General features: G+C 60.5%; 23 protein-coding genes, 1 tRNA gene and 1 pseudogene. 13 read left to right on the top strand and 12 right to left on the bottom strand.

Annotated features, from left to right (window positions below):
* Positions 1 to 366: 30S ribosomal protein S13 (gene rpsM / locus B7X90_RS15095; protein ID WP_292625769.1), on the bottom strand; the 366-nt coding region annotated here is incomplete at its 3' end.
* Between the two features lie 467 nt (positions 367 to 833).
* Between rpsM and B7X90_RS15100 the strand changes: the two genes are divergently transcribed.
* Positions 834 to 1,514 (top strand): transglutaminase family protein, encoded by a 681-nt coding sequence (locus tag B7X90_RS15100; protein ID WP_292625770.1) that lies wholly within the window; start codon positions 834 to 836, stop codon positions 1,512 to 1,514.
* A gap of 55 nt (positions 1,515 to 1,569) precedes the next feature.
* On the opposite strand, the gene B7X90_RS15105 is transcribed toward B7X90_RS15100, so the two are convergent.
* The 4 genes from B7X90_RS15105 to hemF all read right to left on the bottom strand — a co-directional run bounded on the left by B7X90_RS15105 (position 1,570) and on the right by hemF (position 5,964).
* Entirely contained in the window at positions 1,570 to 2,301 is a 732-nt protein-coding gene (locus tag B7X90_RS15105; protein WP_292625772.1) for a hypothetical protein, read from the bottom strand.
* Between the two features lie 13 nt (positions 2,302 to 2,314).
* Positions 2,315 to 4,402: a bifunctional (p)ppGpp synthetase/guanosine-3',5'-bis(diphosphate) 3'-pyrophosphohydrolase gene (locus tag B7X90_RS15110; RefSeq protein WP_292625774.1), complete on the bottom strand. Its 2,088-nt coding sequence runs from the start codon at positions 4,400 to 4,402 to the stop codon at positions 2,315 to 2,317.
* A gap of 73 nt (positions 4,403 to 4,475) precedes the next feature.
* Positions 4,476 to 5,099 carry a GNAT family N-acetyltransferase gene (locus B7X90_RS15115; protein ID WP_366409728.1) on the bottom strand — a complete coding sequence of 208 codons (624 nt, stop codon included), beginning with the start codon at positions 5,097 to 5,099 and terminating at the stop codon, positions 4,476 to 4,478.
* 1 nt (position 5,100) lies between these two features.
* The gene (hemF, locus tag B7X90_RS15120; protein ID WP_292625775.1) at positions 5,101 to 5,964 is read right to left on the bottom strand and encodes an oxygen-dependent coproporphyrinogen oxidase; all 864 of its coding nucleotides are present in this window, start codon (positions 5,962 to 5,964) and stop codon (positions 5,101 to 5,103) included.
* 45 nt (positions 5,965 to 6,009) lie between these two features.
* Here hemF and pdeM point away from each other — a divergent pair, with 45 nt between their 5' ends.
* The 4 genes from pdeM to B7X90_RS15140 all read left to right on the top strand — a co-directional run bounded on the left by pdeM (position 6,010) and on the right by B7X90_RS15140 (position 8,755).
* Entirely contained in the window at positions 6,010 to 6,684 is a 675-nt protein-coding gene (gene pdeM / locus B7X90_RS15125; RefSeq protein WP_292625777.1) for a ligase-associated DNA damage response endonuclease PdeM, read from the top strand.
* Between the two features lie 159 nt (positions 6,685 to 6,843).
* On the top strand, positions 6,844 to 7,362 hold the full coding sequence (gene infC / locus B7X90_RS15130) for a translation initiation factor IF-3 (protein WP_292625778.1): 519 nt from the start codon (positions 6,844 to 6,846) through the stop codon (positions 7,360 to 7,362).
* A gap of 260 nt (positions 7,363 to 7,622) precedes the next feature.
* On the top strand, positions 7,623 to 7,928 hold the full coding sequence (locus B7X90_RS15135) for a hypothetical protein (RefSeq protein ID WP_292625779.1): 306 nt from the start codon (positions 7,623 to 7,625) through the stop codon (positions 7,926 to 7,928).
* 116 nt (positions 7,929 to 8,044) lie between these two features.
* The gene (locus B7X90_RS15140) at positions 8,045 to 8,755 is read left to right on the top strand and encodes a L,D-transpeptidase (protein ID WP_292625780.1); all 711 of its coding nucleotides are present in this window, start codon (positions 8,045 to 8,047) and stop codon (positions 8,753 to 8,755) included.
* Between the two features lie 71 nt (positions 8,756 to 8,826).
* Here the strand turns inward: B7X90_RS15140 and B7X90_RS15145 are convergent, their stop codons facing one another.
* The gene (locus tag B7X90_RS15145; protein ID WP_292625782.1) at positions 8,827 to 11,502 is read right to left on the bottom strand and encodes a TonB-dependent receptor; all 2,676 of its coding nucleotides are present in this window, start codon (positions 11,500 to 11,502) and stop codon (positions 8,827 to 8,829) included.
* 295 nt (positions 11,503 to 11,797) lie between these two features.
* Here B7X90_RS15145 and B7X90_RS15150 point away from each other — a divergent pair.
* From B7X90_RS15150 to B7X90_RS15160, 3 genes and pseudogenes are all read left to right on the top strand, one after another.
* Positions 11,798 to 13,503: pseudogene (locus B7X90_RS15150) on the top strand (GTP-binding protein).
* A 278-nt stretch (positions 13,504 to 13,781) separates the two neighbouring features.
* Entirely contained in the window at positions 13,782 to 15,065 is a 1,284-nt protein-coding gene (locus B7X90_RS15155; RefSeq protein ID WP_292625783.1) for an ImmA/IrrE family metallo-endopeptidase, read from the top strand.
* Complete coding sequence (locus B7X90_RS15160) at positions 15,050 to 15,424, top strand: hypothetical protein (protein WP_292625785.1); 375 nt, start codon at positions 15,050 to 15,052, stop codon at positions 15,422 to 15,424. Before B7X90_RS15155 ends, B7X90_RS15160 begins: the two co-directional genes overlap by 16 nt.
* 465 nt (positions 15,425 to 15,889) lie before the next feature.
* On the opposite strand, the gene B7X90_RS15165 is transcribed toward B7X90_RS15160, so the two are convergent.
* Positions 15,890 to 16,762: an outer membrane beta-barrel protein gene (locus tag B7X90_RS15165; RefSeq protein ID WP_292625787.1), complete on the bottom strand. Its 873-nt coding sequence runs from the start codon at positions 16,760 to 16,762 to the stop codon at positions 15,890 to 15,892.
* 188 nt (positions 16,763 to 16,950) lie between these two features.
* On the opposite strand from B7X90_RS15165, the gene B7X90_RS15170 reads away from it, so the two are divergent.
* Positions 16,951 to 18,141: a glycosyltransferase family 1 protein gene (locus B7X90_RS15170; protein ID WP_292625788.1), complete on the top strand. Its 1,191-nt coding sequence runs from the start codon at positions 16,951 to 16,953 to the stop codon at positions 18,139 to 18,141.
* On the opposite strand, the gene B7X90_RS15175 is transcribed toward B7X90_RS15170, so the two are convergent.
* Both B7X90_RS15175 and B7X90_RS15180 read right to left on the bottom strand, forming a co-directional pair.
* Positions 18,138 to 18,590, bottom strand: coding sequence for a hypothetical protein (locus B7X90_RS15175; protein WP_292625789.1), 453 nt, complete (start codon positions 18,588 to 18,590; stop codon positions 18,138 to 18,140). The two genes, B7X90_RS15170 and B7X90_RS15175, sit on opposite strands and share 4 nt — an antisense overlap.
* Before the next feature lie 86 nt (positions 18,591 to 18,676).
* Entirely contained in the window at positions 18,677 to 19,303 is a 627-nt protein-coding gene (locus B7X90_RS15180) for a PadR family transcriptional regulator (RefSeq protein WP_292625791.1), read from the bottom strand.
* 98 nt (positions 19,304 to 19,401) lie between these two features.
* Here B7X90_RS15180 and B7X90_RS15185 point away from each other — a divergent pair, with 98 nt between their 5' ends.
* The 4 genes from B7X90_RS15185 to B7X90_RS15200 all read left to right on the top strand — a co-directional run bounded on the left by B7X90_RS15185 (position 19,402) and on the right by B7X90_RS15200 (position 22,836).
* The gene (locus tag B7X90_RS15185; protein ID WP_292625802.1) at positions 19,402 to 20,724 is read left to right on the top strand and encodes a replication-associated recombination protein A; all 1,323 of its coding nucleotides are present in this window, start codon (positions 19,402 to 19,404) and stop codon (positions 20,722 to 20,724) included.
* A gap of 7 nt (positions 20,725 to 20,731) precedes the next feature.
* Complete coding sequence (locus B7X90_RS15190; protein ID WP_292625793.1) at positions 20,732 to 21,604, top strand: hypothetical protein; 873 nt, start codon at positions 20,732 to 20,734, stop codon at positions 21,602 to 21,604.
* Between the two features lie 55 nt (positions 21,605 to 21,659).
* Positions 21,660 to 21,735 (top strand) — tRNA-Thr (locus B7X90_RS15195).
* Between the two features lie 339 nt (positions 21,736 to 22,074).
* Positions 22,075 to 22,836, top strand: coding sequence for an FkbM family methyltransferase (locus B7X90_RS15200; protein WP_292625794.1), 762 nt, complete (start codon positions 22,075 to 22,077; stop codon positions 22,834 to 22,836).
* A gap of 462 nt (positions 22,837 to 23,298) precedes the next feature.
* Here B7X90_RS15200 and B7X90_RS15205 read toward each other — a convergent pair whose 3' ends face one another.
* Genes B7X90_RS15205 through B7X90_RS15215 form a run of 3 tightly spaced genes read right to left on the bottom strand, consistent with a single transcriptional unit; the run spans position 23,299 to position 25,272 of the window.
* The gene (locus B7X90_RS15205) at positions 23,299 to 23,532 is read right to left on the bottom strand and encodes a hypothetical protein (protein WP_292625796.1); all 234 of its coding nucleotides are present in this window, start codon (positions 23,530 to 23,532) and stop codon (positions 23,299 to 23,301) included.
* 49 nt (positions 23,533 to 23,581) lie between these two features.
* Positions 23,582 to 24,973 carry an efflux transporter outer membrane subunit gene (locus B7X90_RS15210; protein WP_292625798.1) on the bottom strand — a complete coding sequence of 464 codons (1,392 nt, stop codon included), beginning with the start codon at positions 24,971 to 24,973 and terminating at the stop codon, positions 23,582 to 23,584.
* Positions 24,970 to 25,272, bottom strand: coding sequence for an efflux RND transporter permease subunit (locus B7X90_RS15215; RefSeq protein WP_292625799.1), 303 nt, complete (start codon positions 25,270 to 25,272; stop codon positions 24,970 to 24,972). Before B7X90_RS15215 ends, B7X90_RS15210 begins: the two co-directional genes overlap by 4 nt.
* Positions 25,273 to 25,381: the final 109 nt, after the last annotated feature.

Here is a 25,381-nt window from a genome sequence, read left to right on the forward strand (position 1 = left end):
CTTCTTCTTGCCGGCGATCGGCTTGGCCTTGCCCTTGCGGGTGCGGGCGTTGGTGTGCGTGCGCTGACCGCGGACCGGCAGGCCCTTGCGGTGACGCAGGCCACGATAGCAGGCGAGGTCCATCAAACGCTTGATGTTCATCGCCACTTCGCGGCGAAGATCGCCTTCCACAGTGTGATCGGCATCGATCGCTTCGCGGATCTGAAGCACTTCAGCGTCCGAGAGATCCTGAACGCGGCGAGCATGATCGATGCCCAGCTTGTCAGCAATCTGCTTCGCCTTGTGAGCGCCGATACCATGAATGTAGGTCAGCGCGATGATAACGCGCTTGTTGGTGGGGATATTTACCCCGGCAATACGAGCCACTTGCTTCTCCGTTTGCTCCACAGGACGATGCGAATCACGTCGCACGCCCTATCTCATCGCTAAAACTCACTCGGGAAATCCCGGAAAACCTGCGGTTTCCAAGGCCTTGACCCTGAATGCGCAGACTATGCCCGGAAATGAGTGAAAGGCGCGATTAGGCGGTTTCGTCAGTAACGTCAACCGCCCGGAGACCAGAAACGGAGGACGGCGCGCCACAACCCGGCGCGGTCCTGCTCCATATCGGACTGATCATACCGCAGATCGTGCCCAAGGTCAAAAACCATTGCGTGCCGTGCGCTCGCGCCAGCACGGCAGAGGGCGCTTGAAATCTTTGTTAGCACCCGGCCTGGCAGGCTCTATGCACAGCCTGTCACGACCGCTAGATAATTGCCCGTCCGGCCTGAAAAATGCCGGATTTCCGCACTGTTGACCGGAACCAATGTCACACTTGCGGATAGGGGCATCCTATGGCTCACGACATCACCCCCGGACCGATGCGCGCCATCGCCGCGCATGATAATGTGGGTGAGCGGATCTGGCTGGAGCCGGTCGATGGCTTCACGGTGGCCTATGATGCGACGGTGACAGTCACCCGTCAGGCGTCGGTGCTGGCCGCGCTCGTCGCCGATCCCCTGCCCTTGCTGCCAGCAGGCGTGGTCGAATACCTGCTGCCCTCGCGCTATTGCCCGGTCGATACGCTGCACGTGACCGCGATGGACCAGTTCGGCGGGATGAGCGGCGGGATGATGGTCTCCTCGGTCACCGAATGGATCGCGGGCCACCTCTCCTATGTGCCGGGAGCCAGCCACGGCGCGACGACGGCGCTCGACACGTTCCTTTCGCGCGAGGGCGTGTGCCGCGATTATGCCCACCTGCTGATCGCGCTGGTGCGCGGCCTGGGCATTCCGGCCCGCATGGTCAGCGCCTATGCTCCGGGCGTGACCCCTCCCGATTTCCATGCGCTGGCCGAAGTCTGGCTGCAAGGCGGCTGGCATCTGGTCGACGCCACCGGCATGGCCGACCCGGCCAAGACCGTGGTGATCGGCGTAGGCCGCGATGCGGCGGACGTGGCGTTTTTGACGATTTTTGGCGGGGCGGAGCTGAACGCGCAGTCAGTGGAGGTGGGGTTGGTTGGTGCAGTGGGTTAGCGGGTTGGGCTAGGGCGATTTGAGGATCGAGTAAACGATCACCGCATTTTTTACCCTAGTCCTTGCGCCGCTCGACTGATTCCGGTTCGCTGAAACTTACGTTGACGCCACACATGGGCTTTCCATCCACAACTATGAAATGGGTCAGAAGGGACGCATATCTCCGATTGTCCCATTTTGTGATGGGCTGATTTGCCACGTTCGGTTCCGCCTTTGCCGCAGTCCGCATTGGCCTCGTCACCAAGAATCCATCTTTCTCAGATCCCACATAGTAGCTGTTCTTTGCGGGAGTTGTTCGGGCTTCGTCCGGTCCTTCCTGTGAGAAGGAGGCTCGCATTGTCCCATATTCCCGGACCATCCAGTCAAGTGTGCGCTCGTGCATCTCCAAACACTGGTCGCGCGAGATATCCCCGTCCCTGTCATAATTCAGGTCTACGTCTGTTAGTTTATCGAGACGGTTGAACGACAGGGTGATCCGATAAGGGATACCGTCCTTTATTTGGAAGGGCGCGGCCTCTCTATCGCCGGACAGGAAGCAGCCCTTAAGCGGCAAGTCTTTGAGACATTCGTTTAAGCTCGCCGGATTGAAAAGCCGTACTTCTAGGCTTGCCAGTGCTTCGTTCAGCGATGTCCCAAATTTGATTCCGGCGTAGCCTTCGATTTCTTGCTGATTGTCGGCAGCGTTTTGTGTGCTACCGCTGCCCTGCGCGTCTGCACCGCTTCCGCAAGCAGTAAGGATCGAACTTGCCCCCGCTGCAATTCCCAACGCCAGTATCTTTGAACTCATCGTCACACGCCCCCTAAATCCGCTCCGCCTGCGCCACCGCCTCGCTCGCGCGCAACGCGCTGACAATCCGCGTCAAATGCGCCAGATCGCGCACCTCCAAGTCCACCTCATACGTATGGAACGGGTTTTCGCGCTGGGTCATTTCCAGATTGACCACGTTGGCGTGGTTCTTGGCGAAAATGCCGGCCATTTCGGCCAGTGTGCCGGGGCGGTTGTATAGCTCTGCGCGCAATCGGCCGATGGCGCCGTCGGTGCGGGCGTCCCATGACAGGTCGATCCAGTCGGCATCGACCCCGTCGGCCAGCTTCATGCAGTCAATCGCGTGGACTTCCACACCCTTGCCGGGGCGGCGCAGGCCGACGATGCGGTCTCCGGGCACGGGGTGGCAGCACGCGGCCAGTTTGAACGCCATGCCGGGGGTGAGGCCACGCACGGCGATGGCGCGCTTCTGGCTGGGCCAGTTCTCCTCGGCAATGTTGGCCGCGCTGCCGGGGACGAGCGCTTCCATCACCTGCCGGTCATCCAGCTTGGCCGAGCCGATGGCGAACATCAGGTCTTCCTCGGTCGCCAGCTTGAGCCGCTTCAGCCCTTCGCCCAGCGCCTTCTTGCCGATCTTGGTCGGCAGGCGCTCAATGATTTCCTCATAGAGCGTGCGTCCGATAGCGGCCACTTCGGCGCGTTCCTTCTGGCGCACGGAGCGGCGGATCGCGGCGCGGGCTTTACCAGTAACGACGAAGCCCAGCCACGAAAGCTGCGGTTCGGAACTGCGGCTCTTGATGATCTCCACCACATCGCCATTGCCCAGCGTGGTGCGCAGCGGCACGTGCCGCCCGTTGATCTTGGCCCCCACCGCCTGCGCGCCCAGATTGGTGTGGACGGCAAAGGCAAAGTCGATCGGCGTTGCGCCCTTGGGCAACTGGAACAGCGATCCCTTGGGCGTGAAAGCGAAGATGCGATCCTGATAGATCGCCATCTTGGTGTTTTCGAGCAGCTCTTCGGCATCGTGGCTGGATTCGAGAATTTCGATCAGGTCGCGCAGCCAGCCCACCTGCCCATCGGGCTTGTCGCTCTGCTTGTAGGCCCAGTGCGCGGCGAGGCCGAATTCGTTCAGCTCGTGCATCTCGCGCGTCTTGATCTGCACTTCCACGCGCATCGCGTTGGAATAGATCAGCGCGGTATGGAGCGAACGGTAGCCGTTCATCTTGGGGGTGGAGATGTAGTCCTTGAACCGCCCCGGAATCATCTGCCACTGGCGGTGCAGGATGCCCAGCGCCTTGTAGCAATCGTCCTCGTTCTCGGTCAGCACGCGGAAGGCCATGATGTCGGTGATCTGTTCGAACGACACGTGCCGTTCGGCCATCTTGCGCCAGATCGAATAGGGATGCTTTTCGCGGCCTGAAACTTCGACGCGCAAGCCGACGCCCGCCAGCGCCTGCTTCACTTCCAGCGCGATGGAATCAACCTGCGCGCCTTCCTCGCTGCGGATCGCAGAAAGGCGGCCGGTGATCGTGGCATAAGCTTCAGGCTCAAGCTGCTCGAACGCGAGCAACTGCATCTCGCGCATATATTCGTACATGCCCACCCGCTCGGCCAGCGGGGCGTAGATATCCATGGTTTCGCGCGCGATGCGGCGGCGCTTGTCCTCGCTCTTGATATAGTGGAGCGTGCGCATGTTGTGCATACGGTCGGCCAGCTTGACCAGCAGGACGCGCAAGTCCTCGCTCATCGCCAGCAGGAACTTGCGCAGGTTTTCGGCCGCGCGCTCGCTCTCACTCATCGTTTCGATCTTCGACAGCTTGGTCACGCCATCGACGAGCCGCGCCACATTGGGGCCGAACAGGCGCTCGATCTCCTCCACCGTGGCGAGCGTATCCTCGACAGTATCGTGAAGCAGCGCGGTGATGATCGTGTCCTGATCGAGCTTCAGCTCGGTCATCAGGCCCGCCACTTCTACCGGGTGGGAGAAATAGGGGTCACCGCTGGCGCGCTTCTGGCTGCCGTGTTTCTGCACGGTATAGACATAGGCACGGTTGAGCATCGCCTCGTCCGCATCGGGATCATAGGCAAGCACACGTTCGACAAGTTCGTACTGGCGGAGCATCTGGCCCTAAATGGCGTCAAGCAGGGCAAACCTGCAAGGGGGAATACCTCGTAAATGCAATCGAGTTGCTAGATCACAGGATGATCGGAGCGCTGCCGATGTCTTGCGGCAACAGTCCGACCGCGCGCGGGTCGGGCAGTATCTCCACAAAACGCGCGAACGGTTCGAAGCCCTGCTTCTGGTAGAACGGCAGCGCGCGCGGATCATCGGTGGTGCAGGTGTGCAGCCAGACGCGGGCAACGCCCGGCGCCCACGCCAGTTGCAGCGCCTTGCGCATCAGCCACTGGCCAAGCCCCTTGCCGGTCGCGCCCTTGATCAGGCCGAAGAACACGATTTCGCATTCCCCGTTCACCCGGAAGTCCAGTTCCACCATGCCCACTTCCACCCGCGCCCGGTCCACCACGGCATAAAGATGCACGCGCGGATCGTGGATAATCTCGGCGATTTCCGCATCGCTCCGCCCCAACCGCGTCCACCACAGCCACGGGCCACCCACGCGCTGATAGAGCAGGCGGTATTTTTCAGGCGCGGCGTCCTTCCACCGCACGATCTGCACAGGCACATCCGCCTCAGGCGTCAGGCGGCGCAAGGCGGCGGGCGGTTCCAGCATTTCCAGCGCTGTGACCACGCAGGCCAGATCGCCAGGAGCGACATTGTGATACCCATGGCCCAGCGGCGGGCCTTCTGCTTCGATCACTTCAGCTCCAAACCGCTTCAGGCGGCAGGCTCATCAGGATCGCGTCGATGTTGCCGCCGGTCTTCAGGCCGAACAGCGTGCCCCGGTCCCACACCAGATTGAATTCGGCATAGCGCCCGCGATACTGCAACTGTTGAAGCTTCTCGGCATCGTTGAATGCCAAGCCCATGCGCTTGCGCACCAGAGCCGGAAAGACGTTGATGAAAGCATCGCCGATGTCGCGCGTGAAGGCAAAGTTGGCATCGAAAGCCGCGTCGTCAGCGCATTCTAGATGGTCGTAGAACACACCCCCTACCCCGCGATGCACCTTGCGGTGGGGGATGTAGAAGTAGTCGTCCGCCCACTTCTTGAACTTCGGGTAGTATTCCGCATCGTGCTTGTCACACGCAGCCTTGTACTCGGCATGGAACTCTGCCGTGTCCTCTTCATAAGGGATCGGCGGGTTGAGATCGCCGCCCCCGCCGAACCACGCTTTGCTGGTCGTCAGGAAGCGCGTGTTCATGTGGACGGCGGGCACGTGCGGATTGGCCATGTGCGCAACAAGGCTGATCCCCGTGGCAGTGAAGCCGGGCGAATCAGCGGTAGCCCCATTGATCGATCCGGCAAACTCCTTGGAAAACTCGCCCTGCACGGTCGAGACGTTCACGCCGACCTTCTCGAACACCTTGCCCTTCATCAGCCCCTGAACGCCGCCGCCGCCATTTGCCACGGCCTCGCCCTCATGCTCGCGATTCCACGGCTTATATTGGAACGAGGCATCAGACCCTGCCTCGCGTTCAATCGCTTCGAATTCGGCACAGATGCGGTCACGCAGGGATTCGAACCAGGTGCGGGCGCGGGCGGTGTGTTGAGTCCAGTCAGTCATGGTGACGGACTTGCCAAGGGTTTTGCGATCCGGCAAGGGGAAGCAATGGTTCCCTTTTCGTTCGCCTCTCAGGAATTCCGCCTCGGCGCAGCGCGCGCGCTGTTCTGGGCTGAGGAGAACGCGCTGCTGGTGGCGGACTTGCATCTTGAAAAAGCCAGCTTTTTTGCAAAGCACGGACAGATGCTCCCGCCCTATGACAGCCGCGCCACGCTGGAACGGCTGGCGGGAGCAGTGCGTGAGACCGGCGCACGGCGCGTGTTCTGCCTTGGCGACTCGTTCCACGATGCCAACGCGGTGGCACGCATGGAACCCCACGCAGCCGGTATGCTCGATGCCCTGACACGCGCGACTGACTGGGTCTGGATCACCGGAAACCACGATGAAGACGCCGCCGCACCGGGCGGAACGGTGGTCGATGACCTCGACATTCGTGGCCTCAAACTGCGCCACATTGCGCGTAATGGCAGTGCCGATACTGAAGTGTCCGGCCACTTCCACCCTAAGCTGCGCGTGACCGTGCGAGGTCGCTCCATCGCCCGCCCCTGCGCCGTCGCCAGCGAGAACCGCCTGATATTGCCCGCTTTTGGCGCGTTGAGCGGCGGCATGGACGCAGGCGATCCGACCATTCTTGCAGCGCTTCAACCCGCCCGCGCCATCGACGCGATTGTGCCTGCGGGTGAAAAGCTTGCACGCTTTGCACTGTGGCGCGCGGCGGCATGACCGCACCATTCCCACAGATTTGTGCAACACCTGATCTGCAATCGGAACTTCCCGCAAACCGGGCCTTTAAAACCCTGCGCATTGTGATATGAGCGCGCCAATCGTATATTCGTATAAACTGCAGGAGAAAGCACTATAGCTCCCCCACCGAGGCGCAGTATGGCGCCCCCCGTCAAGAGCGGGCCTCGCTTCAACCAGATGATCAACGTGCCAAAGGTGCGCGTGATTGACGGTGATGGTGAGAACCTGGGTGTAATGTACACCCGCGAAGCGATCGAGCAGGCGGCTGAAGTCGGCCTTGATCTCGTCGAAGTTTCCCCGAACGCTGACCCGCCGGTCTGCAAGTTCCTCGATGTGGGCAAGTACCGCTACGAGGCGCAGAAGAAGGCGAATCTCGCGCGCAAGAGCCAGAAGACGCAGGAGATCAAAGAGATCAAGATGCGTCCGAACATCGATGACCACGATTACGATACGAAAATGCGTAACGTGATCCGGTTCATTGAGGATGGCGACAAGGTGAAGATCACCCTGCGCTTCCGTGGCCGCGAACTTTCGCACCAGCAGTTGGGCATGAACCTGCTGCGCAAGGTGCAGGACGACGTGGCGGAAATCGCCAAGGTCGAAGCCTTCCCCCGTATGGAAGGCCGCCAGATGCTGATGGTCCTCGCGCCAAAATAAGCGCGAACGGCAATCGCTGAACAACGCAAGGGGCGTGCCGCAAGGCGCGCCCTTTTCGCATCGCCAACACGCAAAGGACGATGCGCCGAACAGACCTCGCAAATCGGTCCGCTGATCGACCCGCAAACACCTTGTCGCGCACGGCGCACAGTTTCCTCAACTCAGCGGCAAACCTACACTTTCCAGCGATTCAGCGATGCCCGTTTTCTCCAACGGAGCGTTGCCGCGACGGTTCGCAAAAAACCATAAAAGGAGAATTTATGTCGCCGTCTCTCAAAATCATTCCCGCCGTCGCCATTCTTGCAGGTTCGCTCGGCCTCGGCGGTTGCGCCACCAAAGGTTACGTCAACGAGCAGATCGCCACGGTCAACCAGCGCATTGATGGTGTCGAAGGTCGGCTTCAGGCAACTGACGGCGTTGCTCAGGCCGCCCGCAGCGAGGCTCAGGCCGCCAATGCACAAGCCCAGACCAACACCCAGCGCCTCGACCAGCTTGGTGGACGCGTCGACAGCGTGGACCAGCGCATGATGCAGATGCAGAACCAGCAAAAGCGCGCCCGGAACTAAGCCGGACTTCCAAGTTTTCCCCCGCCGGGCGGGCGCTTGCGGTACTTTCCGCAGCCGCCGGTCGCCCGTCCGGCATCCGCGCCATAGTCCGCAATAGAGATCGAGAACGAGATCCGATGATAAAAGCTTTGGTCGCGCTGGCTGGACTGGCGCTGGTTGCATCACCACCGATGACCGACGATGCATTTGCCGCACCCGTCAAGATCAAAGCCGCCAAGAAGAAAGCTGCGCCGCGCAAGAAGGTCGAAGCTCCGCCGGTGGAGCTGCCACCGCTCACACTCGCTGCACAGCGCGTGACCAGTTGGGTGGCTGACAGCGGCGATAACCATTCCTTGCCCTACATCGTGATAGACAAGCCCGCCGCAACGATCTTTGTCTATGATGCCAGTGGCAAACCGGTCGCCACCGGCCCCGTCTTGATCGGCATCGCCGAAGGCGATGAAGCAACGCCCGGCGTCGGCACCAAAAAGCTTTCCGAGATTGGCCCTGCCGAAAAAACCACCCCTGCTGGTCGCTATCTGGCAAAATTCGGGCGCGCAGCGGGTAACACCAAAGTGTTGTGGGTAGACTATGCCACTTCAGTGGCGATCCACACGATCCCATCGGGCAACAAGGAAAACCGCACAAAGCGGATGCTCTCACCCGAAATTGACGACAACCGCGTGACTTACGGTTGCATCAACGTCCCCAAAGCCATCTACAACGGCAAGATCGCTCAATTGTTCGGCAAAAAGGGCGGCTATGTCTACATCCTGCCCGACACCAAGCCACTGGAATCCGCCTTTCCGCCGCTGCACGCCCGGCCCGTTACCGAAGCAGTGCGCTGAACGAAGAAGGGAGCCTTTCGGCCCCCTTCCCCTCTCCCCAACATCGTATCAGGCCAAACTGCACTTGCAGATCAGAACCGGTAGCGTGCTGCCACGCCATAAGTGCGCGGCTGGCTGGTATAGCCCGAGATCGAACCGGGCTGCGCAGGCGTATCGAAGATCGACAGCAGATACCGCGCGTCGGTCAGGTTGCGGCCCCATGCGGTCAATTCGAGGCCCATCGGCAGCACCCAGCTGATCGATGCATTGAGTTCATTCACCTCGCGGCGATAGGGCTGCGCTGCGGCGATTGCCACGCGGGTGCCGCCATCCAGGAAGCCGGGCAAACCTTCGGCAATCTGCACCGGCGATTCATAGTGGAAATCGCTGCGCAGGATCAGGTGGTGGCCACCATTGAACTCATGGTCATAGGTCGCCGCAAAAGTGGACGAGATCGCCGGAATGCCGGCGGGGCGCGTTTTGGACAGATCACCCACGGCCGAGAGGATGAAGCTGTCATACTTCGGCTCAAGATAGGTCATGCCGACGTTGAACTGTAGCCCCTTGGCAGGCTTCACAGTACCTTCAAACTCCAGCCCGCGCACCGACTGCTTGCCCGCATTGGCGAGTACGAAGCCAGACCCTGTGAAGGTGTTCGACTGGAACCCGTTGATCCGCTGATCGAAGGCAGCAAGGTTCGCCGTCACAAGGCCCCAATCCGCCTTCAGGCCGATTTCATAGACGGTAGAACTTTCCGGCCCGGCAAAGCGGCTGCCATAGGTCTGGTTGACCACGGTGAGGCCGCCTGCCACCAATGCGGCCCGGTCAGACGGCGCAGGGCGGCTGTCGCGCGAAAGGTTGATCGAACTGGCTTTGAAGCCCGTTGCGTAGCTCGCATAGACGTTGATATCGTCCGTCAGGTCAAAGGCCACGCGCACGATATACGTGAACTTGTCGTCACGGGTGCGGCCCGGCTCCACAGCGTTCGGCACCGCAAGGAACGGTGGCAGAAACTGAAGCTGCTGCAACGCCAGCAGCGGATTGCCCACCGTCAGCGGGTTCGTATCCGCTGCCGCTGCCGTGGTCGAAAGGTTGGCGTTGAGCGCGGCAAAGCCCGCCGCCTGCGTTTGCAGGGCGGCAAACTGGCCCGGATTGCCTTGGGCGAAGGCCGCAATCGCAGCCGGATCGGTGGTGCCAAGCGCAGTCGACACGAATGTGCGGCTCAGCGCGGTTCCGCCGATCTGCACCAGATCAAGGTTGGCGAAGACGTCGGACGAAATCGACGAAGCCGCAAAGTCCTTGGCGTCCTTGGTATAATTCAAACCACCGGTCACCGTGATCCGGTCACCCACCTTGAAATCGGCCTGCCCGAAGAACGAATAGGCCTCGTTCTTCAACCGATAGCGTTCATCCAGCTTCTGCCCTTCGGTAAAGAAGCGTCCGGTGTAGTTGGTGCCGGTCAGCGCGGTGATCGTGCCTTCGATGCTCGGCAGCGACTGTGTGTTTTGCGTCAGGCCGCGGATGATGAAGTCCGCATAATTGCGCGCATCCGCCCCCCAGCCGATCTGGTTGGTCTGGCGGATATCCTCGTTGAAATAGTACCCGCCCAGCAGGAAGTTCAGCGGGCCGTCCATGTTGGTGGCCACGCGCAGTTCCTGCGTAAAGGTCTTGATCGACTGGTCCTGCGCGTTGAACCCGATCAGGTCTGCGCTGGAAAAGTCCGAATCCTGATTGGTCAGCGCCTCGGTGCCGCGATAGGCGGTGATCGAGGTGAACGTCAGCGGCCCCAGATCATAATCGACCTGCCCCGAAATGCCCCAGTTCTCGATATTGTTGGTTGAATCGATGTTCGAATAGACGCGGTCGGCATAGACCTCGTTCGGCGCGTTCACCTGTCCGCCCAGCGCGCGGATCGCCAGCGTGGCGTCCGATGGGCGCAGGTTGACCACGCCGCAGCACAGCTCATCAATCTTCGAATAGTCACCGATCAGCCGCACGCGCATCTGCGCATTCGGCTCCCACAGCGCCTGCCCGCGCACGAACCAGCGGTCGCGCTCGTTGGTGCGGTTGCCGGTCCCCAGATCCTCGTTGTAGCCGGCACGCTTGTTCAGCCCGCCCGCCAGGCTGACGGCCAGCTGCTCGCTCACCGGCCCGGTGACCACACCCTTGAGGATCATCGCATCGTAATTGCCGTAAACCGCCTCGACATTCCCGCCGAACTGGAACTTGGGCGTATCGGTCACAATCGAGATCACGCCCACGCTGGCGTTCTTGCCGAACAGCGTGGACTGCGGACCGCGCAGCACTTCGATGCGCTGCACATCGGGGAAATCGCCGATCTGCGCGGCCGAGCGTGAGCGGTACACGCCATCCACGAACACGCCGACCGAAGGCTCGATCCCCGCGTTGTTCGCCCCGTTGCCAAAGCCACGGATGATGAAGTTGGTGTTCGCGCTCGATTGCAATTGGGTCACGCGCAGCGATGGCACCACGCTGACGAGATCCTTCAGATCGCGGATCTGCGCCTGTTCCAGCGTCCGCGCGCTGGTGACCGATACCGCCACCGGCACGTCCTGCAAGGTCTGCGCGCGCTTGGTCGCCGTGACGATGATCTCGTTGCCGCTCGCCTCAGGTTCGGGCATATCGGTGGCCGGCTGCGCCATCTCAACATCCTGTGCCTGCGCGCTGGCGGAGAAGGCCAAAGCAAACCCGCAAGCTCCGGCAAGAAGCGCGGCCTGACCGGTGCGACCGGCGATTTTCAACGTCATTGCGATCCTGTTCCTTAAAGTCCGGCCCGGCCGCGAGTGCCGGGCTTCAGGCGCCATCGTGTGGCGGCAGGTCATCCTTGTTTCCCTGCCCCTTTGATAAGCGCTTGCAATCGCCCAAACAATCGTAGCACTCTGAATGCCGCCGCACAGGTCATGCATTTTCATGCATTGTGGCAAACCGGCCACACCCGCCGCCTATTGCCGCAACGCACAATCTCCTCTATGCGCGCGCCGATACCGGAGCGAGCCATCGCTTGTGCCGACTCCTGCCGATTCCAACCGAAGGCCCGTTTTCATGTCCGCCCAGCAGCGTAATATCGCGATCATCGCCCACGTCGACCACGGCAAAACCACCCTCGTCGATCAGCTCTTCCGCCAGTCCGGCACCTTCCGTGACAATCAGCGCGTTGAAGAGCGCGCGATGGATTCCAACGATCTGGAAAAGGAACGCGGGATCACCATTCTTGCGAAGCCGACCTCGATCGAATGGAACGGCATCCGCATCAACATCGTCGACACCCCCGGCCACGCCGACTTCGGTGGCGAGGTTGAGCGCATCCTGAGCATGGTCGACGGCGTGATCCTGCTGGTCGATAGCTCCGAAGGCGCCATGCCGCAGACCAAGTTCGTCACCGGCAAGGCGCTGGCGCTGGGCCTCAAGCCCATCGTCGTGGTCAACAAGGTCGACCGTCCTGATGAACGCATTCAGGAAGTGCTCGACGAAGTGTTCGACCTTTTCGTCACCCTTGATGCGAACGACGAACAGCTTGAATTCCCCGTGCTTTATGCCTCGGGCCGCAATGGCTATGCCAGCACCGATCCTGATCGCCGCGAAGGCACGCTGGACCCCATGTTCCAGCTCATCGTCGATCACGTATCGCCGCCAAACCTTGATGAAGACGCGCCCTTCACCTTCCTCGCCACGCTGCTGGATCGTGATAACTTCCTTGGCCGCGTGATCGCGTGCCGGTTGATGAAGCCAAGGCAGGTGACATCATTTCGCTCGCCGGCCTTGCCGTCGCTACCGTATCGAACACCATCGCCGCACCAGAAGTGACCGTGCCGATCAAGGCGCAGCCGATTGATCCGCCAACCCTGTCGATGCGCTTTGCCGTGAACGATTCTCCGATGGCGGGCCGTGAAGGCAGCAAGGTTACCAGCCGCATGATCCGTGACCGATTGGAGCGTGAGGCGGAATCGAACGTCGCCATCCGCATCACCGAATCGGCTGACAAGGACAGCTTCGAAGTGGCCGGGCGCGGCGAACTTCAGCTGGGCGTGCTGATCGAAACCATGCGCCGCGAAGGCTTCGAACTTGGCATCAGCCGCCCGCGCGTGCTGTTCCAGAAGGACGAGGACGGCAGCCTGCTCGAACCATACGAAACCGTCATGATCGATGTGGACGATGAATATTCGGGCACCGTGGTTGACAAGATGGCCATCCGCAAAGCGGAAATGACCGATATGCGCCCATCGGGCGGCGGCAAGACCCGCATCACCTTCTCGGCACCGTCGCGCGGCCTCATCGGCTACCACGGCGAATTCCTGTCGGACACGCGCGGCACCGGCATCATGAACCGCCTGTTTGAAAAGTACGGTCCGCACAAAGGCAAGATCGAAGGCCGCAAGAACGGCGTGCTGATCTCCAACGGCAATGGCGAAGCCAACGCCTATGCCCTCGGCCCGCTCGAAGAACGCGGCATCCTGTTCGTCGGCGTCGGCACGCCGCTGTACGAAGGCATGATCATCGGCGAAAACGCCAAGCCCGAAGATCTCGAAGTCAACCCGATGAAGTCCAAGCAGCTGACGAACTTCCGTTCGACCGGCAAGGACGACGCCATCCGCCTCACCCCGCCCAAGGTCATGACCCTGGAACAGGCCATCGCCTACATCGATGACGATGAAATGGTCGAAGTGACGCCAAAGTCCATCCGCCTGCGCAAGGCGATCCTCGATCCGAACGAGCGCAAGAAGGCCTCGCGGAAGAAGGAAGCGGCATAAGGAAACACGAAAGGGCGGTCAGAAATGGCCGCCCTTTCTCTTTGACCTCCCCTCCCGCAAGCGGGAGGGGCCGGGGGTGGGCCCAGTTGTGCCAGTAGCAAAGTCACATGGTCGACTTTTAAGGTTTTCCAGACAGGTCGGCAGTACTGTATCTTGACTGTCGGAGCTGTTTGTAGCCTGGTTTCATCCGCTGCAACGACCCATCCTGATCTGCATTTATGCAACTAACTCTCAATTCCATCTATCATCGCCTACCCAAAGAATGTAGTTATCGCAACGTGAACAACTTTCAGCGCACAGGCCTTCAGATCGACACGCCTTACTTACTGGACGCGGATGGATATCTCGCACTCATTGAGAGCGGGGCACTAAACCTGTCAGTGAAAGATTTTGCGTCAGCGATGTCGCTCACCCAGTCAGATGCAAGTCTGTCGGAGCTCCAAGGCTTGTACTACCTGCAGTGCAGATCAATTGTTCGTCCAGTCGGCGAGAAAAATCCTGAATTGCATGAGATGCATCGTAATTGGCGTCGATACGCACTTCGGATGTCATTCGGACTATTGGCTATTCACGTTCAGACTGGTTTCCCGGTCGCCCCGCGTTGGTTTGCACAGGATATGGAAAAATCTTTGGAGGAGTTACGGCAACTCTACCCAGCCTCAGCAGCGGCAAACCTTACACCTACAATGACTCCTCGCTTACACGCGAGGACAAGACGCTGTGGACGGATTGAAATGTCGTTGCTGACCCGCGAGATGTTGCTGCACATGAACTGTGCGCTTTTTTCGCTTATCGACACTGACTTGTCAGAAGTTTTTGCGGAGCTGAACGCGTTACCCAAAGCGCAACGCACCACAACTCTTGCCCAAATGAAGCTTTTTGGGAGAGACCCAAACCTGCAGGAAATGGCTAGAGCATTTTTTCCTTACTGGGTTATGGCCCAAGATAATGTCTACCCGCATTTTATGCCTTTTTCGGGAACAAATCACAGTACATCATTTGAATTTATATTGCAAATAACTGCAATTCAATTGCGATTTATTCTTGCACACGAATACGCGCACTTACGTTTTGACCATTTTGATATTAAAAATCGTACATTAGAAGAGAGAACCCAGATTGAAATTCAAGCTGACCAATTTGCTTACGAACATCTTACAGAAAAATCGGCACGGACAAATGAATTTTCGGTTGGCATGATTTGGATAGCTACACGCTGGTTGTTTCGTTACCAGATCGGCGAAGCTGTCACAGGTCGGATCATTCGCGGAAGGTCTCTCGATTTAGATGATCTAGCTATTAACACCCGGCGTATAGCACTGTATAAGCTTTTTGGAAAAGAAATATCTGCTGTTGAACACCTAATCGCAGAGCGTGGGCACATAATACTTATTTCTCTGACTGCCTTATTACGTGAACACGGTGGGCAATCAGTACTTGATCTTTGGGCTCATTTGGGTGCGTCACGCTCTGGAGATCAGGGGAAGCAGGCTCGAAACTCCCTATTCGATCCAGAGTTTGACACTTGGAAAGAGGAGTATAAATGGTGGAAGAACCTGTGAAATATCAAGAAATCATCTTTGAGCTTGAATTCGACGAGGACGATTTCGACAAAACGCCAGATGCATTTTCCCTTAATAAAGTCGGGGCGATTTTTCATTTCAATGGCGGGCATATGGAAATCCGTGAAATTGTTGACGGATTTGGCTTTGATCAGGCGCAGCTAGTTACACTCGCAGTTTCTTTTTCACTTGGAGTATCCTCAGGTGTAGTTGCAAATGTGGTCTATGCGCTATGCAAAAGCGCAGTTCGCAACATAAGTGTACAAGGTCGACGTGTGCGCTTTTCCGAGGATGAAATTGAGCAAGCTATTCGCACATTCATTGAGCAATCAAAACAAAAAGACGACGAATCCACATAGGAAAACCAATTCGTAGTCGGATCGTGATCCTCTCAAAAAGGATGCGCAATCTGAAAAATCTGATTCCAAGGTTGAAGAAAACACATAATCTACGTTTGGAAGTTTTGATGCCCACAAAAACCCCTGTCCTACAAACGCCCAACTGACATAGCCTCTGAGGCATGACGCACCTCGCCCCACGCTCAGCCCTCGCCCCTGCCCGCGCCGCCGCAGAACGCCGCGCCGATCAATCGAAAAAACCGATCAATCACGTCCAACTGATCGATTCCAATTCTTCCGCAGGACAGTGTAAACTGTGTAAACCCCCCTCTCCTTTTCAGGGCGAGGACGGGCTTTCCGCCAGCGATCTGCGCGATCCCTTTGAGGGCCGCGCCGCACACGAAAAAGCTGCGGCGCTTCCCGCACCGCAGCTTCTTCCGGTTCGCCGCCCCCGCGCCTTGCGGCGGGGAGCGCGTTATGTGTTGATCAGAACCGCAGGCCAACCACCGCGCGCACGGCGTGGGTGTCGAAATACTTGTCCTGAATGCGCATGTTCGTGCCGCCACCGTTCAGCAGGAACGGGTTGGTGGCAGGCGCGGTGCCTGGGCCAACGGCGATGTTGTACTTGTCATCCTTGTAGCGGCTGTAGAGGTATTCAACGCCCAGCGAGAGCTTGTCGGTCAGCATCACTTCGGTGCCGCCCCCCGCCTGCCAGCCCCATACCATGTCGCCGTCGTTCACTTCGTTGAACGAGTTGGCGCCGTTGCTGGTGCTGAAATCGTGGTCGATCTTGGCGTAGCTGATGCCGCCGGTGCCATAGAACAGCGCGCCGCCACCGGGTGTGAAGCCTACGCGGCCGCGGGCCGACACGGCATAGTCCACCGAACGGGCGATCTTGTAGAACGCAGGCGTGGTGCTGAACGCGGTGGAGCGGTCGATCGAATCGTTGCGCGATCCTTCGATCAACCCGCCGAACACGATGTTGCTCGAACGCGCGTCAAAGCCGATGCGGGCGCCATATTCGGCCCCGGCCTTGTCCGGCGCACAACCTGCGGTGCGCGAAGGGCCCTTCGCGCCGTTGCAGAAGCCGGGCGAGAATGCGTTGGCACCGCCCACGGTCGTCACCTGTTCGTTGTAGGAGCCGTTGCGGTCGGTATCGAATTCGAAGGTGTTGCCGTTCGCGCCATTGACGCCAAAGCCGCCGAAGCCCTGCACGTAAATGCCGTTGAAGTGGCTGTCGCGATCATACGAACTGGTGCTCTCCATCGCATCGGACGAACCGTCCTGCGCAAGCGCCGGAACCGAGACGAGCGCTACCGACGCGGCCAGCGGCCACGCGAAACGTGTTTGAAACCTCATGGAATTTCCTCTTTCTAACTGCGCCTTGCAGCGCACAACGCCTCAAACCGGCGGGGCCGGAAAAGGTTTCCGGGAACTCCACCGGATCGGACTGAAATGGCGGAAACCTGCGGTGAAGCGCAATTTCTTTGGGGCCATGGCGCGGCTGTCACTCGCCATTCATGTCCGGCGGGGCTATGGCGGCAGCGATGACCGAGCCTGATCCCTCCGCCTTCCCCACCGCACTTTCGGGGCTGCGCGTTGCCCTGTTCAGCGGCAACTACAACTACGTCCGCGATGGCGCAAACCAGGCGCTGAACCGCTTGGTCGGCTATCTTCTGCGGCAGGGCGCGGACGTGCGGGTTTATGCCCCCAAGGTCGATAACCCCGCCTTCCCCGCCACCGGCACGCACATCGGCATCCCATCGTTCGCCATTCCGGGCCGTGCGGAGTATCGCTTCCCCCTCGCCCTCAGCCCTCGCGTCCGCCGCGATCTGGCAGAGTTCGCGCCTCACGTGGTCCATGTCGCCTCGCCCGATGTGGTGGCCCACCGCGCGGTGTCATGGGCGCGGCATCGCAAACTCCCCATCCTCGCCTCGGTCCACACGCGGTTCGAAACGTACTTCCGCTATTACAACATGGCGTGGATCGAACCTGTAATCGAAGCGCTGATGCGGCGGTTCTACCGGCGCTGCGATGCCCTCGTCGCCCCGTCGGAATCGATGGCGCAAGTGCTGCGCGACCAGCGCATGAACTATGACATCGACATCTGGTCACGCGGCGTGGACCGCGACATCTTCCATCCCGGCGCGCGCAGCATGGAATGGCGCCGCAGCCTCGGCATCGGCGATGACGAGGTGGTGGTCGGCTTCCTTGGCCGTCTGGTGATGGAAAAGGGGCTCGACGTGTTCTCGGACTCCATCGACCAACTGGTGCGCAAGGGCGTGAAGCACCGCGTGCTGGTGATCGGCGAAGGCCCCGCGCACGATTGGTTCGCCGCGCGCCTGCCCGACGCCGTGTTCGCCGGCTTTCAGGGAGGCGCTGATCTGGGCCGCGCGGTGGCGAGTATGGATGTGTTGTTCAACCCCTCGGTCACCGAGACATTCGGCAACGTGACGCTGGAGGCGATGGCCTGCGCAGTGCCGGTGGTGGCGGCGGCGGCAACGGGGAGCCAGAGCCTTGTCGACGATTGCGTATCAGGCCGCCTCATCACGCCCGGCGCAGTGCGGCAGTTCGCCGAGGCGCTGCGCAGCTATGTCGAGGACGCTGCCTTGCGCGCACGGCACGGCGCGGCGGGCGAGGAGCGAAGCCTCGAATTTTCATGGGACCGGATCAACCAGGCCGTGGCCGACACCTACTTGCGGCTAGTGCGCCAGAAGGCCAAGCAGAAGCGGCGTTAACGCAGGACGCCTGCGGCTTTCATGCGGTTGGCATACCACAGGAAGAACAGCAGCGATGCCCAGATGACCGCCGTCACCCCGATCATCGCGGTGCCATACATCGATTCCGGGATCGTGCTGTCGGTGAACTGATAGATCTGACTGACCGCCAGGCCGACCAGCGAAACGGCGAACGCCGTAACCGCGTGACGCGAGCGCAGCAGCAGCAGGATCGATCCTGCCAGCGAGCCCCAGACGCCCAGCGCCCAGAAAACGCTGAGCCACGCTGGCATGGCCTGCGTGTAGGCAATCTCAGCCTCACCCATGCCCATCGAGATCATATAGCCGACAGGATCGAGCTTGGTCTGTGCATAGTCGAAACAGCCGAAGCTGTTCCACAGCAGGCTGATAACGCCCACAGCCCAGAGATGGGCCGGTACGCACGCGGGCGTGGATTCAAGGTTCTGCATGGTCCCCCTCCCCCTTGTGTTGAGGGAGAGGATACCATGTCCCAGAGCATCGGAAAAGCGCCGCGAGAGCGCCGATTCCACCAGCATCAGAGGCGTTCGATCCGGCGGGCGGCATCGTCGAGAATGTCGGCGATGGCGTGCGCAGTTTCGGTGTCGAAGCCCTGCGTCATCGCGCGATTGCGCAGCACAGCGTGGAGATTGCCCATTGCGCGGCGGACGGGCGGGCTTTCCTCGCGATCACGCTGTTCGCCCAGCGCCTTGAGGCGGGTGAGGATCGTTTCCAGATCCGCGTCCTTCCCGGTGAGTTCGGCACGGCCCGCATCGGTGACCGCGAAGGCCTTGCGCGGGCTTTCATCGGCCTCTTCAGCGATCAGACCTTCATCGACCAGCAGGTTGAGCGTGGGGTAGACCACGCCGGGACTTGGTGCATATTCGCCGCTCGCCAGATCGCCCACCGCGCGGATCAGATCGTATCCGTGGCGGGGCTGTTCGGCGACGAGGTGGAGCAACAGCAGGCGCAACTCGCCACCGGCAAACATGCGTCCGCCACGGCGACCGCCGCCGCGTCCACCGCGACCGCTACCCCCGCCAAACGGACCATCCTCACCGAAGGGTCCACCTTTGCCGAAAGGACCGCCGAAGCGACCACCCATCATCGCCATCATCTTCATGGCATGGCGGCCGCGTCTATCGCAGCCATGTTCGAATTTCATGTGTTCATATCCTTTCATGATGCGTCTAAGATATATCTTTAAACGAACTTCGCAAGAGGCTGATGCAATTTTTTGCTGAGCGCCCTATCTCGGCGGAAATGGCCGATCTTTTTGCCCCTCCCCCGCAGGACCGCCCGCCGCGCGAAGCGAGTGCCGAAGCGCCGCTGGCCGACCGGCTGCGCCCGCGCGTTCTGGGCGAAATCATCGGCCAGGATCACCTGACCGGGCCGGAAGGCGCAATCGGACGGATGGTGGCTGCGGGCAAGCTCACATCAATGATCCTGTGGGGACCGCCGGGCACCGGAAAGACCAGCATCGCCCGCCTGCTCGCCAAGGCGGTCGGTATGCGATATGTAGCGCTGAGCGCGGTCTTTTCAGGCGTGGCCGACCTGAAGAAGGCCTTTGCCGAGGCCGATGCGATGGCGCTGGCCGGCCGACGCACACTGCTGTTTGTGGACGAGATCCACCGCTTCAACCGCGCGCAACAGGACGGTTTCCTTCCGTTCGTGGAAAATGGCACGGTCACGCTGGTGGGGGCGACGACCGAAAACCCCTCGTTCGCACTCAACGCCGCGCTGCTTTCCCGTGCGCAAGTGTTGATCCTGCACCGGCTGGATGCAGCCGCGCTGGGTACGCTGCTCGACCGGGCCGAGGACATCACCGGGCTTCGCCTCCCCCTCACCCCGCCAGCACGCGAAGCCTTGGTTGCCTCAGCCGATGGCGACGGGCGATTTCTGCTCAATCAGGCTGAAATGCTGTTCGACGTGTCGCTGCCTGCACCGCTGGCCCCGGAGGGATTGGGCAAGTTCCTGATGCGGCGCGTGGCGGTTTACGACAAGGACCGCGAGGGGCACTACAACCTGATCTCCGCACTGCACAAGGCGGTGCGCGGCTCCGATCCGCAGGCCGCGCTCTATTACATGGCGCGAATGCTGGTGGCGGGCGAGGAGCCGCTCTACGTGCTGCGGCGGCTGGTGCGCATGGCGGTGGAAGACATCGGCATGGCCGATCCGCAAGCGCTGGTGCAATGCCTCGCCGCCAAGGACGCCTACGAATTCCTCGGCAGCCCGGAAGGCGAACTGGCGATCGTGCAGGCGCTGCTCTACATCGCCACCGCACCCAAATCGAACGCGGCCTATATGGCGCACAAAGCCGCCTGGAAATCTGCGCGCGAAACCGGATCGCTGATGCCGCCCGCCAACATCCTGAACGCACCGACCAAGCTGATGAAGGACATCGGCTATGGTAAAGGCTATGAATACGACCACGATGCCGAAGGCGGCTTTTCGGGCGCAAACTATTGGCCCGAGGGGATGCAACCGCAGACCTATTATGCGCCAGTGGAGCGTGGGTTCGAGCGCGAGGTGATGAAGCGACTGGAATGGTGGGACCGCAAGCGACGCGAGCGCGACGGGGCTTGACCGGCAAATGACGCCGAACCGCTTCGGCCATTTCGTGGCAATCGACTGGTCCGGCGCGGCGGGCGAGCGACACAGGGGCATTGCCGTGGCCATGGCCAAGCGAGGCAAGTCCGCGCCTCAGATTGTGCGGCCCGGCCATCGCTGGTCACGCGAGGAAGTTATGGCCTTTCTGCGTGATGATCTGCCCGATGATGCGCTGGTCGGCATGGACCTTGGCATTTCGCTGCCCTTTGCGGATCGTGGCGGGTTCTTTCCCGGCTGGTCGCAAAGCCCGGTCAGTGCGCGCGATCTGTGGGCGCTGATCGATGGGATCTGTGCTGATGACCCACATCTCGGGGTCTCGGCGCTGGTCGATCACCCTGAGCTTTCCGCATGGTTCCGGCGGCATGGTGGGCGCGAAGGTGGGGAGTTTGGCGGCGGCGCGGGGCGCTTTCGCGTGACCGAACTGGCGCAGCGGCGGCTGGGCTGCAAACCCTATTCAAACTTCAACCTCGTGGGCGCGGCGCAAGTGGGCAAGTCCAGCCTATCGGGGATGAGGATGTTGCACCGTTTAGGCGCGGCGATCTCAGTCTGGCCGGTGGACGGTGTGCGTAAAAAGGGGCCGGTGGTCTGTGAAATCTACACGACGATTGCCGCAATGGCGGCAGGCCGCACGGCATCGCGATCTAAGATGCGTTCGGCCAGCGAAGTGAACACGGCGCTGGCAGCGCTAGGGTCTGCGCCATCCGCTCTGGCCGATCCGCTGGACGACCACACGTGCGACGCCGTGGTCACCGCCGCTTGGCTGCGCAATGTCGCGCACGATCCACGCCTGTGGCGCCCGCACGAATTGACGCCGGAAATTGCGCGGACCGAGGGTTGGACGTTTGGCGCTGTGTAAGTGGTCTTGTGAAGCGCGAGTTGTGCCGCTAAGGCGCGCGTAACGCTTCACGCGGGCCGGCTTAGCTCAGTTGGTAGAGCACCTGATTTGTAATCAGGGGGCCAGGGGTTCGAATCCTCTAGTCGGCACCATCTTGTACAGTAATTACAGCAACTTATCCGTTTATTCACCTATGTGAATAAGCTGCATTTGATTTGCATTGTAGCGCATTTCTAACCCCAGTGGCCGGTCATAGCAGCACCCCACACCGCTAGGTTCAGGGAACTGGCAGCGTCATCCCCCCTGCGCGGAGAATGCCAGCACGATCGGTTCCGGGCAGATCGGCAGCGCGGCACAGAACTTCATAAAAAGCATCGACAGTCGCGTCGGACAGGTGCCTCATTCTGTTGACGGTAATCGTGATAAAGTATAGCATTTTGCAAGCAGAATGGTGTGTTCACCAACTGTGATTTCGTAGGGAAGGGCAATGAATGTCTACCAAAGGGCAGATTAAACGTGAATTGCGCAACCTTCAATCGTTGGCCCCAGGTGTCCGCACCGCGAAATTCTCGTTTTACAATTTCGGCACGCGATACGCCGGTCTTTTCGTTGACCATGAATTCAAACTCCTCGCCCACCTCAAGCCTTGCAGGCTGGCCGTAGATATCGGCGGCAACTGGGGCCAAAGCATATTTGCACTACAACGCTTTGCCGCACCGGAACAAATCGTCACTTTCGAACCAAACCCTGAACTGTCTCGGCGTCTGCAAATCACGTTCAGAGCCGACCCGACGGTGCGCGTTGAAAACGTCGCACTTGGCGATGCTCCGGGTCAATTTGATCTGCACATCCCGATTTATCGCAATTTTATTTACGATGGCTTGGCGTCGCTTAGGCGAGAAAAGGCTGAGCAGTGGATCAACCCACACACAATGGCACGGTTTGATCCGGCAAAAATCAAAATCGCCACGCACACGGTAAACGTCGCGACACTCGACGATTTCAACCTGACACCCGACATCATCAAGATGGATGTTCAGGGAATGGAAGACGCGGTTGCGAGAGGTGGATTAGAAACAATACGGCGTGGCAAGCCAGCAATGATCGTGGAGGCACCATCAGGTGAATTCGTCAAAATGATGGTAGATGTTGGCCTGCAACCATACACTTGGAACGGATCTCGCTTGCTTGCGGAGGCGACCGGCAGGAATGTCATATTCCTGACTGACGCGCAGCGGGCCGCCATTCCATAAAGCTTTACTTGGGCTGATCAGCAATGGATCAGTGTCGCTCCGACACTAATCCATTGCTGATCTGTTTTCCTTGCCACCGCCGCGCCGGATCAATTCCACCCTGCGTGGGCACACATTGCGGCTTGTCCTGCGGTGGCAGTGATTTTGGCGGTTAGCCCCAGCCGATGAAGCGCCGGATATCTCGTTCTGGCCGGTGGGAAATCCGGGACAGGGTTAGAATATGTTTTCAATGCGATGACGCTGGCGGCAGGTGACGGGATCGTTAGTGGTCAGCTTGTATCGTTGGCGTTGGGCCGGGATGCAGGCAGTGATGCCGCGTTCTTGAAAAGTGTGGTGCATCCAGTGCGGGGCATAGGCCTTATCAGCGACCTGCACTTGGGCTACGGGACCAAGCTTTCAGCAGCCTTGTGAACGCTGCGCTGGCCTTCGGTGAGGTGGACCAGCAAAGGTCTTGGCTCACTGTCACGGATCGTTGTCTGCAATCCGCGACAGAAGGCGTTCGAGGCGGCGCATTTCCTCTTCGCGCAAGGCGCGGATTTCGAGGAAAATGGCGGATAGCTCAGGGGAATCGAGAGCAAGTGTCAGATCGGAAAGGGTGATGTCCTGATCTTCGGGCACGGAAAACGCGCGACGCAAATGAACCGCGATTTCCCGCAGGCGCTGTTCGTCAAACTGGGGCAGCGAGCGTTGCGGCATGGTATCAGAGCACCATAAAGGTCTGAAATAACGCCGGAACTATGTCATTTTATTGGTCCGTCGGCAAGGCCAGTGCACGAGAGAGATCAACAATTGCAGCGACTTGCCGCCCCCTCAGTTCAGCCAGTCGCAACGACGCCTCGGCCAGCGCGGAATCCGACACTGTCAGGGCTTCGCGGCTGATCGCTCCGGCCTTGAACGCGGCGGTATCGCGATTTCGCGCGCGTTGGCGCAGGGCGTGGTCTGATTCACCACGTGCGAGAGCTTCGCGTGCGGCGGCGAGCGCGAAATGGGCGGTTTCGACGTCGCCCGTGGCGCGCAGCACAGTCTCGCGATAGGCGGCGAGGAGTTCGCGGTTATGGCCTTTCGCGCGGGAAACTTCGGCATCGATGCGGCCGAAATCGAACAGGCGCCAGCGCAGAGAGGCAGCGCCCTGGATGGCGACGGAATCGCCGGTAAACAGCTCGCCAAAGCGGTTGCTTTGAAAGCCGATCAAGCCGCCGAGCGAGAGGCTGGGCCAATATTCCGCCATGGCTGCGCCGATTGCGGCATTGGCGGCGACCAGGCGCGCTTCGGCAGCGGCGACATCGGGCCGGGCGCGCAGGACGGCGGCGGGTAGGCCTGCGACTGGATCGGGCGCTTGCGCGGTGAAGCTGCCCGCAAGGTCTGGCGGGAGCGAGGGCGAGCGGCCGACCAGAACTGCGATGCGCGCGCGCTCTGCCTCGATCCGGGCGAGTGTTTCAGGCCGCGCGGCGGCGACTTGCTCGGCGGTGGCGCTGGTGCGTTCGGCCTCGACTTGGGATGTGGCTCCAGCGGCGAGGCGTGCGGCCATAATGCGCCGGCGTTCGCGCGCGAGGTTTTCCATCTGGCCCAGCGCGGCGCGCTGGGCTTCGGCTGTGCGCAGGCGGAAGTAGGCTTGGGCGAGCTCGGCGGAAACGGCGAGGCGCGCGGCGGCGACGCCCGCTTCGGCCTCGTCCACGCTGGCACGGGCAGCTTCCTGCCGACGCCTGAGGCCTCCGGCGAAATCAAGATCCCATGAGCCGTTGAGCGTGGCGTTGCCACTGTCCACCGTGCGCGGCAGATCGGGGACATAGCGCGAAAGTTGACCGAGGCCGGAATTCAGCGACTGCTGTGCGCGCGCGGCAGTGCCATCTATTTGCGCGGCGGGCAGGCGTGCGGCGCTGGCGGCTCCGGCGGCTGCACGGGCCTGATCGAGGCGGGCGAGCGCTTGCTCTATGGTGAGGTTGGCGGCGAGGGCTTCGGTTTCGAGCCGTTCGAGGACAGGGTCGGCAAAGCCTTTCCACCAAGGCTGCGTCTGGGCTTGGTCGGGGCTGAACGGCGCGCGCCATGCGGGGGCGACTTGCACTGCGGGAGGGGCATAATCCGGCCCGGCGGTGCAGGCGGCGAGTGCCGTTAGGGGGAGAAGCGCGAGGCGTTTCATGAGTTTGCTCCTGCGGGCTTTTCTGCGAGCAGCAGATACATGACCGGGGTTGCCACGCGGGCGAGCACGGTAGACGCGATCAGACCGCCGATCATCGCGATGGCCATCGGCGAGAACAATCCGCTGTCAGCCAGCGCCAGTGGGAGGAGGCCGCCAATCGCCGTGATTGAGGTGAGCAGCACGGGCAGGAATCGCAATTCGCCCGCGCGTTCAACGGCGGCGCGGACGGTGAGGCCTTCGCGTTCGAGTTGCTGGGTGAAATCGACCAGCAGGATCGAGTTCTTGATCTCGATCCCCACCAGCGCAATCAGGGGTCACTGCACGAAAGTGAATTTTACGTACGCTAGGGTCGAACGAACGGCGAACGCTGACGGTGCTAGCGTCGGAAAGGTATGACGACAGCCTGGT

The sequence above is a fragment of the Novosphingobium sp. 17-62-19 genome (genome assembly GCF_002256775.1).
Classification (GTDB): Bacteria; Pseudomonadota; Alphaproteobacteria; order Sphingomonadales; family Sphingomonadaceae; genus Novosphingobium.

What these genes read in the sequence shown, in the direction of transcription:
- pdeM (WP_292625777.1), top strand. Translation starts at nt 6,010, where the DNA reads ATGGTTCCCTTTTCGTTCGCCTCTCAGGAATTCCGCCTCGGCGCAGCG.
- B7X90_RS15170 (WP_292625788.1), top strand. Translation starts at nt 16,951, where the DNA reads ATGACCGAGCCTGATCCCTCCGCCTTCCCCACCGCACTTTCGGGGCTG.
- B7X90_RS15145 (WP_292625782.1), bottom strand. Translation starts at nt 11,502, where the DNA reads ATGACGTTGAAAATCGCCGGTCGCACCGGTCAGGCCGCGCTTCTTGCC.
- B7X90_RS15210 (WP_292625798.1), bottom strand. Translation starts at nt 24,973, where the DNA reads ATGAAACGCCTCGCGCTTCTCCCCCTAACGGCACTCGCCGCCTGCACC.
- B7X90_RS15205 (WP_292625796.1), bottom strand. Translation starts at nt 23,532, where the DNA reads ATGCCGCAACGCTCGCTGCCCCAGTTTGACGAACAGCGCCTGCGGGAA.
- B7X90_RS15100 (WP_292625770.1), top strand. Translation starts at nt 834, where the DNA reads ATGGCTCACGACATCACCCCCGGACCGATGCGCGCCATCGCCGCGCAT.
- B7X90_RS15135 (WP_292625779.1), top strand. Translation starts at nt 7,623, where the DNA reads ATGTCGCCGTCTCTCAAAATCATTCCCGCCGTCGCCATTCTTGCAGGT.
- B7X90_RS15105 (WP_292625772.1), bottom strand. Translation starts at nt 2,301, where the DNA reads ATGAGTTCAAAGATACTGGCGTTGGGAATTGCAGCGGGGGCAAGTTCG.
- B7X90_RS15200 (WP_292625794.1), top strand. Translation starts at nt 22,075, where the DNA reads ATGTCTACCAAAGGGCAGATTAAACGTGAATTGCGCAACCTTCAATCG.
- B7X90_RS15185 (WP_292625802.1), top strand. Translation starts at nt 19,402, where the DNA reads ATGGCCGATCTTTTTGCCCCTCCCCCGCAGGACCGCCCGCCGCGCGAA.
- infC (WP_292625778.1), top strand. Translation starts at nt 6,844, where the DNA reads ATGGCGCCCCCCGTCAAGAGCGGGCCTCGCTTCAACCAGATGATCAAC.
- B7X90_RS15165 (WP_292625787.1), bottom strand. Translation starts at nt 16,762, where the DNA reads ATGAGGTTTCAAACACGTTTCGCGTGGCCGCTGGCCGCGTCGGTAGCG.
- B7X90_RS15175 (WP_292625789.1), bottom strand. Translation starts at nt 18,590, where the DNA reads ATGCAGAACCTTGAATCCACGCCCGCGTGCGTACCGGCCCATCTCTGG.
- hemF (WP_292625775.1), bottom strand. Translation starts at nt 5,964, where the DNA reads ATGACTGACTGGACTCAACACACCGCCCGCGCCCGCACCTGGTTCGAA.
- B7X90_RS15180 (WP_292625791.1), bottom strand. Translation starts at nt 19,303, where the DNA reads ATGAAATTCGAACATGGCTGCGATAGACGCGGCCGCCATGCCATGAAG.
- B7X90_RS15190 (WP_292625793.1), top strand. Translation starts at nt 20,732, where the DNA reads ATGACGCCGAACCGCTTCGGCCATTTCGTGGCAATCGACTGGTCCGGC.
- B7X90_RS15110 (WP_292625774.1), bottom strand. Translation starts at nt 4,402, where the DNA reads ATGCTCCGCCAGTACGAACTTGTCGAACGTGTGCTTGCCTATGATCCC.
- B7X90_RS15140 (WP_292625780.1), top strand. Translation starts at nt 8,045, where the DNA reads ATGATAAAAGCTTTGGTCGCGCTGGCTGGACTGGCGCTGGTTGCATCA.